This window comes from Paenisporosarcina sp. NPDC076907 (assembly GCF_050269735.1).
GTDB lineage: Bacteria > Bacillota > Bacilli > Bacillales_A > Planococcaceae > Paenisporosarcina.
In genome coordinates, this window is sequence record NZ_JBNNIX010000001.1 from 860,158 (window position 1) to 872,283 (window position 12,126).

Genomic DNA, 12,126 nt, shown 5'->3' on the forward strand with positions numbered 1-12,126 from the left:
TTCCTATGTAAAATGAATTGTATGAACATATAAAGAAGGGTGCGAAATCTATCAATGACCAGCCCAATCTCTTCCAATTGGTTTTATTACATGACAATGGCTTCCAAGGCACAAGCAATGCCTTCGATTAATCAAACGGGTAGTGCAACCAATTCACTCGGCAATGCAGGAAACGAAAATTCTCTATTCCTGATGTTATTGAATGCAGCGATGCAAGGATGCGAATCGAACAATACAACGACTCTGCCTTTTGCTCAAAATCAGTTGATGCCACAAATGAACAGTCAATTTAATCTTCCTGTAAATATGCAGGCAATAGATAAAATAGGTGTACCTACAAGTCCGAATGACACAAGTGACTTCTATTTCAAACCTGTGCAACTCTTGAAACTGGATAATAGTTTGGAAGGGAAATTAAGCGGAACAGCCTCGCACTTTATCAATGCAGGGAAAAAGTATGATATAGATCCGAGTCTCCTTTCTGCGATTGCTATCCATGAAACAGGGAATGGTTCATCAAGAGCAATTAATGAGAAGAATAATGTCGCAGGTATGATGGGTAAGAACGGCCTCCGAAGTTATGACTCAGTTGAGGATAGCATTTTTGACATGGCACGTAATTTAAGAAAAAATTATTTAAACCAAGGAATAGACACGATAGCTAAAATAGGAGCAAAATATGCCCCAATTGGTGTAGCAAATGATCCAACTGGGCTGAACAACCATTGGACTACAGGTGTCAGTCGTCAGTTTAACAATCTTTCATAAATAGGGCAGATTCTAACTGAATCGGTCTTATTTTTTTTGAACAAATAAATGTGAATTAAAGCTAAAAATTTCGAGTTTTATGCCGATATATATTAAATAAAGGTTGATATGGCAGATAAGAGAATGATTAATGGACAATCATGCTTTCCCTAATCTACCGATATAGTTGATGTGAGATAAGGGGAGAGCTACTAATGGAAGTGAAACAACCATCTGTCATACCGTTCACAAACAGAATAGAACCTGTAAAAGACCAACCGATACAAGGGAAAAAACATGAAGTAAAACAAATTCAAGAGCCAGAAAAAATTACGAAAGAACAGTTGGAAACCAAAGTAGAAGGTATGAATGATTTTCTTGAACCTACAACGACTTCAGTTAAATTTAAACTGCATGAAAAGTTGGATATCTATTATGTCCAAGTGATTGATACAAACACAGATAAAGTCCTTAAAGAAATTCCAAATAAGAAATTTTTAGATATGTATGCATCCATGGCTGAACTTGCTGGGTTAATGGTAGATGATAAGTTTTAATTAAAAACGATAGGAGTGAGGTAAGTTGCGTATTGGTGGATTAGCATCAGGAATGGATACCGATCAATTAGTAAGTGAACTTATGAAAGCGAAAAAAATGCCTTTAGATAAACTCATGCAAAACAAAGTATGGACGGAATGGCAACGTGATTCCTTCCGTGAGTTTAATCTTTCCTTGTCGAATCTTCGGGCAAGTGCAAGTGATTTGCGTTTTCAAAGCACTTTTAATGCTTATAGTGCAACATCATCAAACACAAGTAGTATGACTGCTACAACAACTGCTAATGCAGTCAATGGTACATATACAGCAAAAGTAGTAAGCGTAGCAAGCCCAGCTAAAATGCATTCTGCAGGCACTATTAATAATTCTACAGGCGTTCCAGCGAATTCCACCGATTTAATTGGTACTGCAGGTACAATAAAAGTGAATATTAATGGAGGAACAACAACTAACGTTGATATCACAGCTGATATGACATATGCAGATGTTGCCAAAAAGCTACAGGATATAACTGCAGGAACTGCTACAGAATTGCGTGCGAGCTTCGATAACACGACATCAAGATTTTTCATCTCAACAAAAGGGATGGGGGCTACCCAAAACTTTTCAATCGATTTTATTAATTCTGATGGCACACCAAATGCAAACTTAGCCAATCAAGTAATTGGTAAAAAGAATGCAATGGACGCAGACGTAACAACGTACTCTACTAGTACCGCAGTAGCTGGTAGCTTCATGACGGCTGCCATAAATGGAGAAGTAGAGTTCGACGGTATTACAGTAAATAACTTGACGAGCAACAAAACAACAATTAATGGTATTACGTTAAACTTGTTGCAAACAGGTACCTCAACAATCACCGTCCAATCCGATACAACGAAATCACTTGAGTCGATAAAAAGTTTTGTAGAGAAGTATAACGAAACGATTGCTAGCGTCGAGAAGAAACTAGTGGAGAAACGCTATCCAGACTTTAAACCACTTTCTGATGAACAGAAAAAAGACATGAGTGAGAAAGAAATAGAATTATGGGAAGAAAAAGCTAGAAGCGGATTGTTGCGAAATGACCCCATTTTAAAAAATGCAATCCAAGATTTAAGACGTGCCTTTATGGACCCTGTCCAAGGCATTGCGAGTGGAAACATCAGTCTACTTTCGCAAATTGGTATTAATACTGGCTCATATACGGAAGGTGGAAAACTTTTCATCAATGAAGATAAGTTGAAAGAAGCTCTTACGAATAAGCCGGACGAAGTGATGCAATTATTCACAAATAAAGATGCGACTGGTAACGGTCTTGGTATCGGTGACCGAGTTTATCAAAAGTTGAATGAGGTAGTTAAAAACTTGAGCAACCAAGCAGGGAGCCCTGCAACTTCTGTTGACAACAGTATCATCTCTAAAAAGATTAAACAGATGAGTGAAGAAATAAGCAACTGGCAAGATCGTTTGAAAATGACAGAAAATCGATACTGGAGACAGTTCACGGCCATGGAGAAAGCAATCAGTCAAGCAAATTCACAAAGTACGTGGATGCAACAAAACATGTTCGGTGGCATGTAATGAGTGGGTACCAAAACGTACTAGCTGATTATCTTCAATTGACCGAAGAAATCCATAATCAAGCTAAAAAGTTGTATTCAAATATGAAAGATAATGAAAATGGGCAAGTGGAGAATTTACAATCACTCTTTGAAAAAAGACAACAGCTGATTGATGAGCTTGAATCATATATACAGCAAGCGGACTTTCAATGGACAGATGAAGATAAACAAATCATTCATCAAGTGAAAGACTTCCAACAAATGATTGAATCACTTATGACTGGCTTGCATCAATCATTTAAGACACAAATGAAACAAATTAATCAAACGAAACAAGGGTCCAGGAAGTTTATTGGTGCGTATCAAAATGTATCAACCGAGGGATCTTTTATCGATAAACGGAAGTAATGTTCAGGAGGATTTTAATATGTCAGTAATCAACCCTTACCAAGCGTATCAACAGAATTCAGTAATGACAGCATCTCCTCAGGAGTTAACGCTTATGCTTTACAACGGGTGTCTAAAGTTCATAAGACTATCCAAAAAAGCGATGGCGGAAAAAAATTACGAAGTAAAAAACACAAATATCATCAAGGCACAAAATATCGTTCAAGAGTTGAGAATTACCTTGAATCAAGATATCGAAATCTCGAACAATATGGCACAACTATATGAATATATGTACACGAGATTAATTGACGCCAATATGAAAAATAACCTGGAATCCTTGGAAGAAGTGGAAGGGTATATCGTAGAGTTGCGTGACACATGGAAACAAGTCATGCAATTGGCGAAATAGAACTAAAAGTCACGGTACGTTTGTTATTCTTTGAAATTGAAATGAGGGTTTGGTGTGGATAAGACATCATGGATAGGCATAATACTTGGAATGGTCGTATTGGTTGGTGGGCTGATCTTGAAAGGCTCCGATCCAATCGCTTTATATAATCCCGCAGCACTGGTGATCATCTTTGCCGGAACGGCTGCCTGTATACTGATTGCGTTTCCACTTGAAGAAGTGAAGAAAATTCCGGTTTTATTCAAAGTGATTTTTTCCGAGTCGAAGATGGTTCCTCTTAAGGAATTGATTCCGGTGTTCACGGAATGGGCGATGGTCGCAAGAAGAGAAGGATTACTGGCTTTGGAAGAACGTTCGGAAGAAGTGAAAGATCCATTTTTGCAACGTGGGTTGAAAATGGTGGTTGATGGTCAGTCACAGGAACATATTCGTGATTTGATGGAAGAAGAAATTGCTGCGATGGAAGAGCGACATGAACTTGGTGCGAAGATTTTTACACAAGCAGGTACATATGCGCCTACTCTAGGGGTACTCGGTGCTGTTATCGGACTGGTTGCTGCTCTAGGTCACTTGAATGATATTGCATTGCTTGGTAAATCCATTTCGGCAGCATTCATTGCTACTTTGTTCGGTATATTCTCGGGGTATGTCATGTGGCATCCATTTGCCAATAAACTAAAGCGAAAATCAGAACAGGAAGCTAGAATGAAATCCATCATGTTGGAAGGATTGCTAGCTGTACAGGAAGGTCTTCCGGTACGTATCGTGGAAGAGAAACTTCTGACATATTTACCTGCTAAAGATCGCGTTCTTGTGCAGGAAGAAAAAACAAGAGAAGGTGTTCGCGTTGAAGCGTAAGAAAAAGCATGAAGAACATGTTGATGAATCATGGCTTATTCCTTATGCCGATGTATTGACGCTGTTACTCGCTCTTTTCATCGTTTTATTTGCGGCAAGTGAAGTTGACTCGAAAAAATTCAAGGAAATCGCAGAGTCATTTAATAACGAGCTGCAAGGTGGGACAGGCATTTTGGATGAAGAAGCGGCAATTGAGATCATGGATGATACTTCTCAAATTTCCAAGTTGGATGAGATCGAGCCGCCTAAAGAAGAAAAATCGGAAGCGGAATTAGCAAGAGAGCAGGACATGAAAGAACTTGGAGGGCTCCAGGAGAAGATCGAAGTGTACATAAAAGACAAGGGATTATCTACAAAGCTGGAAACAGCTCTGACAAGCAAAGGTTTAGTGCTTAAAATAAAAGAAGGTGTTCTTTATCCTTCTGGTAGCGCAGATATAAATGATGTATCAAGAACAATTGCGGTTGAAATTTCAAATTTACTGGTCACTGATCCACCACGAAACATTTTTATTGATGGTCATACGGATAATATTCCGGCTAACTCAGAAGAATTCCCATCGAACTGGGAATTGAGTGCTGCCAGGGCCATCAATTTCATGAAAATACTTCTTGAAAATAAACAGTTAGATCCTAAAGTATTTAGTGCAACAGGATATGGTGAATACCATCCAGTCACTTCGAATGATACGCCTGAAGGCAGAGCAGAAAACCGCCGAGTGGAAGTATTAATATCACCTTACAAACAAGAAAATTAAATACCGAAGAGGTGTACCATGGGGAAAATGAAAGTAATTGTCATCATGTTTTTCGCAGTCGTTTTACTTGGCGGTGGAGCCATGTTTTTTTTGAAAGATGATGTATTGGGTAAGGAAAAAGAAAAAGAAACAAGTGTTTCGGCTGAAGAATTGGCTGAAATGAGTGTAGATACGGATATCATCACAACAAATCTAGCTTCTCCCAATAATTTTGCGATTGTACAGTTCAATATTTTGTTAAGTAGCAAGGAAACAAAGGAAGAGGCAGAGAAACGTAAACCTGAAGTGCGTGCTGCTATTATTTCTACCATTGCCAGCTTCACAAAAGACGAGTTGATTGGCAATGAAGGCATTGTCAAACTCGAAAAGGAACTATCTGCAAAACTTGAACGTATTGTGGAAACTGGAGAAGTCGAACGGGTATTGGTAACGGAATTTAAATTACAATAATTCGTATTTGTACTAAACTTTTTTTGAAAAGTGCCGATATAAATATTAGAAGGATTCAGGTGATATCAAATGCAATCAGGCCAATTGGATAACTGCAGGATATGTGGGAAACTGTTTCTCAGAGATCATACGGATTACTGCTTAGATTGTTACAAAAAAACTGAGCAGGATTTTAAATTGGTTTCAGACTTTTTATCAAACGAGCAAAACCGTTTTGCTACGATTGAAGAAGTAAGCATAGAAACGGAAGTTTTAGTGAAACAGGTTGCTGATTTCATTCGAGACGGCCGGATCTATGCAGAGGACTACCCAAACCTGGGATACCGGTGTTCGCATTGTGATAAAATGATAAAAAGACAGTTGTTATGTGATGAGTGTTTTCATCAATTCTCATCTGAAATCAATCAAACATTGAAAAGAGAAATTCTCATAGATGAGATTAGAAACACACAAAACAAACAAGCGAAAAATAAGAACATGCCACAATATTGGCAGTTAAAGAAATAAAAATAAACGACAGGGCGGTGAAGGAATGAATATCGATAAGACGACAGGTTCTTCCTTTATTCAATCTTATCAAAAACAAATGCAGGTCACACAAGTTGGAAAAACAAGGCCTTTGCAAAAAGAAGACCAGCTTCAAATTTCAAATCAAGCAAAAGAGCTATTTGAAAAGAACACAGAAATAGATTTAGACAGACAAGAAAAGATCAGCACATTAAAAGCCCAAATTCAGTCAGGTGAGTATCAAATTCACAGTGACAAAGTGGCAGATAAGATCTATCAATTCTGGTTTGATAAATAGATTTCCGCTTTAATAGAGGAGGGTGTCGGATGCTTCAGTTAGTCACGACGCTGGAAGAATTAATGGTCATACTGAAACAACTCATCGACTTGGCTGAACGAAAGAAAGTCTTATTAATCGAACGAAAAGTAGACGAGTTGAATCAACTGGTACAAGAAGAAGCGAAGATTGTAAAACAGCTCAATCTAGTAGATCAGGAACGTGAACAGCTGGTTGAAAGCGCGCTGCAAAATCATCCATCTCTTAGTTTCAGTCAATTTGTAGAACAACTTCCAGATGAATTAACAAGGAAGAATCTACAATCAAAATTGAAAACATTGCAACAACTCATGACGGAGTTGCATGACATAAATAAAGTAAATGAACGACTCATTGAAGACTCCGTAAATTTTGTTCAACATATGATTGAACACATTACGAAGTCAAAACAACAACATTTCAATTATCAATCTCCAAATCAACAAAAATCACAAACAAGCAATCGTGGCTTTTTCGATACAAAAGCATGATTGACGTTAGAAGGTAGGGAATAAGATGGTTTCAACATTTCACGGATTAGAAGTTGGGAAGCGCGGATTAATGGTTGGGCAGGCAAGTATTGCAACAACAGGTCACAATATTGCCAATGCAAATACCAAGGGCTACTCACGCCAACAAGTGAATTCAACCACTTCCCCTTCACTTGACGTTTGGACAAGTGGTGTCGTTAACCCAGGCCAACTTGGAACGGGGGTTTCACTGGACTCCATTACTCGTGTGAGAGATAAGTTTTTAGACGAGAAATATCGAGATCAATCGGCAAAACTAGGTGAAGCATCCGTCAAACAGGAAACGCTTGATCAACTTGAAACAATCATCAATGAACCTAGTGAAACGGGTCTCAATTCTTCTATGGACCAGTTGTGGGGTGCATGGCAAGACTTGGCGAATGAGCCAGACAGTCTTTCGGCTAAAGCAGTTGTTAAAGAGCGGGCACAAGCATTTGTAGATACAGCTAAGTCCATGAACGAATCGTTGACCAATTTAAAAGTAGATTTGGAAACTTTGCAATCGGAAAAAATGAAGGAAGCAGAAGGTTACTTACAACAGATTGCTGCCTTGAATGATAGCATTAAACGAAACGGCGTACTGTCAAATGACTTATTGGATAAACGTGATTTGGCAGTAGAAGAACTATCAAAAATAGTTGATATCAATGTTAATGAAACAAACGGTGTTTACAATATTACGTTCAAATCTTCTGGGATTAACTATAAGGCAGGATCTAATAACACCGAAATTGAGATTACAGATAAAAACAACGTTGGTAGTGGTGAATTGTCTGGTGTCATCCAATCGATTGAAACAGTGGGTGAGTACCAAGACAGTCTGAAGGATGTTGTTAAAGAATTTGTTATGGCTAACGAGATGGAACAACTTAACCCAACGGATCCAATCAATCCAACACCATCTTCACGAAACTTATTCAGTGTGGATTCCAACTGGACAATTGATTCACTCGAGGTCAATTCAGCAGTAAAAGGTGACAGTCAGATCATCCGTGTGTTAAAGGATGGTATGGAAGATAATTATAAAGATGCGAGTAAGAAGTACCGAGCACTGGTCAGCGAACTTGGAGCTGAAAGCCAAACGGCCATCCGAAATGTGGCAAACTATGAAGCAACCTTGCAAGCTACAGACAGTCGTAGACAATCGGTAACTGGTGTTTCCCTGGATGAAGAAATGGCTAATTTAATTAAGTACCAACATTCGTACAGTGCTGCAGCAAGAATGATTTCAACGACGGATCAGATGCTTGATACGATCATCAACCGCATGGCCGCACGTTGATGATAGGCATGGGAGGTAAATGATGATGAGAGTTACACAGCAGATGTTACATCAAAATTCAGTTCGCCATATGAATCAGAACCTGGGCCGACTGGAAAAGATGAATAACCAAGTATCGACGGGCAAACAGCTGCACCGTCCGTCAGATGATCCAAATGGTGTAAGTAAGGCTATGAACCTGAAAAGTGCACTTGTTGCAAATGAACAATATGAACGTAATACGAGTGAAGCCACTCTTTGGATGGACGAAACGGATCAAACGATTAACGAAATGGTCAATGTCATGCAGCGAGTTCGTGAACTAGGTGTTCAAGGAAGTAATGATACTCTGTCTGAAACAGATAGAGGTGCCATTGCAACGGAAGTGGAAGAATTGACCGAGCAAATTCGTCAATTCGCCAATTCAAAAGTAAATGGTAAACATTTATTCAATGGCCTAAAAACGAATGAGTCTCCTTATCCAAATAAAGATTCCTATTTGATCGATACATTTGATACAGATTCTAAAATGTTTACGATTGCGGATGGCGTGTCTATTAAAGCAAATATTACAGCCGATGAGTTGTTTGGAGAAGCTGATGATGATGCGAATCTGTTTGGAACATTAAATCAATTATCTGCGGGACTTCGTTCTGGAACTGACATTCAGCTGGATCAGATTGATAAAGGCATCGATCGAATGTTAACAGTAGCTGCAGAAGCTGGTGCTAGAAAGAACCGGGTTGAATCAATGGAAAACCGGATTCAAGACAGCAATATTGAACTTAAGTCTATGTTATCAAAACATGAAGATGTTAATTATGCAGAAGCCGTCACGAAATTGAAAAGTGAAGAGAGTGTCTATCAGGCAAGTCTTGCAGCTTCGGCAAAAATCATTCAACCAAGTTTGATGGATTTCCTGAGATAAAGAATTAATAAAATGGGGCTTTCTAATAAGCCCTAAGTTAAATGGTGGAGAAATTTAAATAGCCACGTTGTATATGAGTGTTAATTTTTGAACAGTTAATTGATTGTAGTGGAAGGCGGCGACTCCAGCGGGAAAAGCGTGTCCAGGTGAGACCCCGGAGGAGCTCGCGACGAGGAGGCTCACGGACCGCCCGCGGAAAGCGTCCGCCTGTAACGGAGAGTCAATATTATAATTTGAAAACGGGGTTGCCCTTAAAAGTCTATTTTAAAATGACTTTTGAGGCCGCCCCGTTTTACTTTCCAAACGGGATTAAAATTTCAAAAAACACAAAAAAAGGATGAGATTAATGACAAAGTCACTAATCCCATCCTTTTTACTTTTACGATTTCATCGTATTGACCAAGCCCATCATATCATCCGCAAATGATATAGCTCTTCCTTGAGATTGAAGCAATCGTTGAGTGGAAATCAATTCGGTCATTTCGTCAGTTAAATCAACATTGGACATTTCGAGTGCCCCTTGCGAAATTCGAATTGAACCATCATTGTTTCCAATTTGCAGAGTACCGTTTGCTACTTGCTCGGCTTCGGTGCCTGGAAGTTGGTAGCGATTGGCTCCGATTTTTTCGAGCAGATTCGGTCTATTAATTTGAGCGATACTTAACTGAATTTGGGTTGGCTGTTTTGAAGAATCTCGATAGCTTACTTCAAGCGTTCCGTTTTCTGTCACCTTGATGTTGTTGTAATCTCCGTCAAAAGCAATCGGACGGTTATTGCGATCAAGAACCGAATCTCCAGAAGACGTTACCAAGTTTACTTGATTAGAATTCAAGACGGGTTGTACTTGAAAAGATCCATCTTTTGTATAAAATGTATTTCCTTTTGAAGCCACGCGGAAATATCCAGCGTTTCCTTGAATCATGAAATCAAGAGGGCGATCTGTTTGTTTCAGCGAGCCTTGTTCAGTACGAATGCTGGTTTGGGTAATAATTGCGCCTGAACCAACGCGCAGGCCATTAGGTGTGATACGGCCAATTTCGTTCTGAGGTCCAGCTTGCTTTTCAATAGATTGGTAAAGGGCGTCTGAAAAATTCGCTTCCTGACGTTTGTACCCATTTGTATTTACATTGGAAATATTATTAGCAATGATATCTATTTTCTTTTGCAATTCACGCATGGATGTTGTAGCGGAATTCATTTGGATACTCATGTATATATACCTCCTTAGTAAATACGGCCAATCTCATTGACTGCTTTTTCCATGCTGCGATCATAAGCTTGAATAACTTTTTGATTCGATTCAAAACCACGATAAGTGTTCATCATTTCCGTCATCGTTTGAGTCAAATCCACATTGGATTGTTCAATAAAGCCTTGTTTGACGAAAGGACCGTTTATGCCTGTCCCCTCAATGGATTGAGGAGCATCAGCAGGATTACCTTCCCAACGCAATAACCCCTGACCCTGTTTTACCAATTGTTCAGGATCTTCGGTATACCCGAGCCATAGTCGATTAGTGGCAACACCATTTTGTAAAATGATCTGGCCATCTTCTTGAACTGTAAATTCTTTTGAATTCACTTGAATCGGCTGCAAGTTTTGATTTAATACATTGTAACCATCACTCGTTTTCAGGAAGCCGTTTTGATCAACGGAGAATTGTCCATTTCGTGTATAACGGACTTGGTCATTTTCGAGTCTAACTGCAAATACAAGAGAACCCTTTTTTTGAGTTAACGGATTCACTGGCAAAATATCATCAAGTAAAGCAAAGTCAGTTGTATTACCAGTATCTTTTAGAGCACCTTGAAGGAAAGAAGGAATTCCTTCCTGTGTATAGACGCCAGTATTTAAAGTTCCCAGAGTGGAGTGCCCTATTTTCATGGTTCCGCCCGTTATGCTCTTCATTTCCATCGCTTTAATTAATTGTTCAGGAAACGCACGTAAAGTACTTTGATCCTGTTTAAATCCAGGAGTACTTGCATTGGCTAAATTATTTGTCAAAATTTGTTGTTTTCTGTTATTAGCCATCATCCCTGATGTTGCCGTATATAAACCACGAAACATACCCTGTTTTCACCCTTTCAAACGCACTAGGTTGATTATGGGTAAGCATAACACGAAATTAACAGAAAATATAGGGCGATATTGTAAATTAAGGTAATCCAAAATACAATGAAAAATAAAAATATACAAACTAAAGAAAATATGAGATTATATTTTTGGTACAAATATTACTAAATTATGACGTAATATGACATAAAATTACAATTAGATTAAAATATAGAGTTTTTATCATACCGATAATAGCAAACTTATTCGAAAGATAGGGACGCAAAGCCACGGGCCTAAGTAAAGATTTATAAGGCAGCCGGGTTACCGAAGATGGAAGCTTTTAAAGTTGTCCACCTTTAATTAAAGGTGGACTTTTATATGTGACCAAACACTTAAACATGGGGGTTAAAAGATGAAACTATTTCCTCAATCTTTTCAGTCGTTGGAAGCGGCATTATCAAATGCCACATTAAAGCAACGCATTCATTCAGCTAATATCGCAAATGTCGATACACCCAATTACAAGAGCAAGCAAGTGAGTTTTCAGTCAACATTGAATGATGCAATGAATAACCAACGCATGTCCAGCTATAAAACAGATGCCAAACATATTGCTTTCAGTAGCGAATCGTCGAATTTTAATCCGACCATTAAAGAGAATAAATCCACACAATTTAATCCGAACGGAAACAACGTGGATATGGATTATGAAATGGCGGAGTTAGCTAAAAATCAATTATGGTACAACGCCGTTACGGAAAGAGTGAACGGCAAATTTAACAGTTTACGTACAGTAATTAATGATGGGAGGTAGCA

The 12,126-nt window shown here is 38.7% G+C and carries 16 protein-coding genes and 1 riboswitch; of the genes, 14 read left to right on the forward strand and 2 right to left on the reverse strand.

The features are described 5' to 3' along the window. The first annotated feature begins 54 nt into the window (after nt 1-54). The 13 genes from ACQKEV_RS04150 to flgL all read left to right on the forward strand — a co-directional run bounded on the left by ACQKEV_RS04150 (nt 55) and on the right by flgL (nt 9,255). Entirely contained in the window at nt 55-768 is a 714-nt protein-coding gene (locus ACQKEV_RS04150) for a glucosaminidase domain-containing protein (protein ID WP_427443632.1), read from the forward strand. 194 nt (nt 769-962) lie between these two features. Continuing rightward, nucleotides 963-1,304: a flagellar protein FlaG gene (gene flaG, locus ACQKEV_RS04155; RefSeq protein ID WP_427443633.1), complete on the forward strand. Its 342-nt coding sequence runs from the start codon at nt 963-965 to the stop codon at nt 1,302-1,304. Between the two features lie 25 nt (nt 1,305-1,329). Continuing rightward, nucleotides 1,330-2,868, forward strand: a complete 1,539-nt coding sequence (fliD, locus tag ACQKEV_RS04160; protein ID WP_427443634.1) for a flagellar filament capping protein FliD — start codon at nt 1,330-1,332, stop codon at nt 2,866-2,868. After that, on the forward strand, nt 2,868-3,257 hold the full coding sequence (locus tag ACQKEV_RS04165; RefSeq protein ID WP_427443635.1) for a flagellar protein FliT: 390 nt from the start codon (nt 2,868-2,870) through the stop codon (nt 3,255-3,257). The genes fliD and ACQKEV_RS04165 overlap by 1 nt, the downstream gene beginning before the upstream one ends. A 19-nt stretch (nt 3,258-3,276) precedes the next feature. Further along, a complete protein-coding gene (gene fliS, locus ACQKEV_RS04170; protein ID WP_427443636.1) occupies nt 3,277-3,648 on the forward strand; it encodes a flagellar export chaperone FliS in 372 nt (123 codons plus the stop codon). A 54-nt stretch (nt 3,649-3,702) separates the two neighbouring features. Further along, complete coding sequence (gene motA / locus ACQKEV_RS04175) at nt 3,703-4,506, forward strand: flagellar motor stator protein MotA (RefSeq protein WP_427443638.1); 804 nt, start codon at nt 3,703-3,705, stop codon at nt 4,504-4,506. After that, complete coding sequence (gene motB / locus ACQKEV_RS04180) at nt 4,496-5,263, forward strand: flagellar motor protein MotB (RefSeq protein ID WP_427443640.1); 768 nt, start codon at nt 4,496-4,498, stop codon at nt 5,261-5,263. Before motA ends, motB begins: the two co-directional genes overlap by 11 nt. An 18-nt stretch (nt 5,264-5,281) precedes the next feature. Beyond that, nucleotides 5,282-5,713: a flagellar basal body-associated FliL family protein gene (locus ACQKEV_RS04185; protein ID WP_427443642.1), complete on the forward strand. Its 432-nt coding sequence runs from the start codon at nt 5,282-5,284 to the stop codon at nt 5,711-5,713. Between the two features lie 69 nt (nt 5,714-5,782). Next, entirely contained in the window at nt 5,783-6,220 is a 438-nt protein-coding gene (locus tag ACQKEV_RS04190; RefSeq protein WP_427443644.1) for a flagellar protein, read from the forward strand. Nucleotides 6,221-6,245: 25 nt separating this feature from the next. Continuing rightward, nucleotides 6,246-6,518 (forward strand): flagellar biosynthesis anti-sigma factor FlgM, encoded by a 273-nt coding sequence (gene flgM / locus ACQKEV_RS04195; protein ID WP_427443646.1) that lies wholly within the window; start codon nt 6,246-6,248, stop codon nt 6,516-6,518. A gap of 29 nt (nt 6,519-6,547) precedes the next feature. Continuing rightward, nucleotides 6,548-7,027 (forward strand): flagellar protein FlgN, encoded by a 480-nt coding sequence (locus ACQKEV_RS04200; RefSeq protein ID WP_427443648.1) that lies wholly within the window; start codon nt 6,548-6,550, stop codon nt 7,025-7,027. A 25-nt stretch (nt 7,028-7,052) separates the two neighbouring features. Then, nucleotides 7,053-8,348, forward strand: coding sequence for a flagellar hook-associated protein FlgK (gene flgK, locus ACQKEV_RS04205; RefSeq protein WP_427443649.1), 1,296 nt, complete (start codon nt 7,053-7,055; stop codon nt 8,346-8,348). A 22-nt stretch (nt 8,349-8,370) separates the two neighbouring features. Further along, nucleotides 8,371-9,255, forward strand: a complete 885-nt coding sequence (gene flgL, locus ACQKEV_RS04210) for a flagellar hook-associated protein FlgL (protein WP_427443651.1) — start codon at nt 8,371-8,373, stop codon at nt 9,253-9,255. Nucleotides 9,256-9,634: 379 nt separating this feature from the next. Here flgL and ACQKEV_RS04215 read toward each other — a convergent pair whose 3' ends face one another. Both ACQKEV_RS04215 and ACQKEV_RS04220 read right to left on the reverse strand, forming a co-directional pair. After that, nucleotides 9,635-10,465 carry a flagellar hook-basal body protein gene (locus ACQKEV_RS04215; protein WP_427443653.1) on the reverse strand — a complete coding sequence of 277 codons (831 nt, stop codon included), beginning with the start codon at nt 10,463-10,465 and terminating at the stop codon, nt 9,635-9,637. 14 nt (nt 10,466-10,479) lie between these two features. Further along, the gene (locus ACQKEV_RS04220; protein WP_427443655.1) at nt 10,480-11,322 is read right to left on the reverse strand and encodes a flagellar hook-basal body protein; all 843 of its coding nucleotides are present in this window, start codon (nt 11,320-11,322) and stop codon (nt 10,480-10,482) included. Nucleotides 11,323-11,553: 231 nt separating this feature from the next. Next, nucleotides 11,554-11,639: riboswitch (cyclic di-GMP riboswitch) on the forward strand. Between the two features lie 83 nt (nt 11,640-11,722). Between ACQKEV_RS04220 and flgB the strand changes: the two genes are divergently transcribed. Then, nucleotides 11,723-12,124, forward strand: coding sequence for a flagellar basal body rod protein FlgB (flgB, locus tag ACQKEV_RS04225; RefSeq protein ID WP_427443656.1), 402 nt, complete (start codon nt 11,723-11,725; stop codon nt 12,122-12,124). Nucleotides 12,125-12,126: the final 2 nt, after the last annotated feature.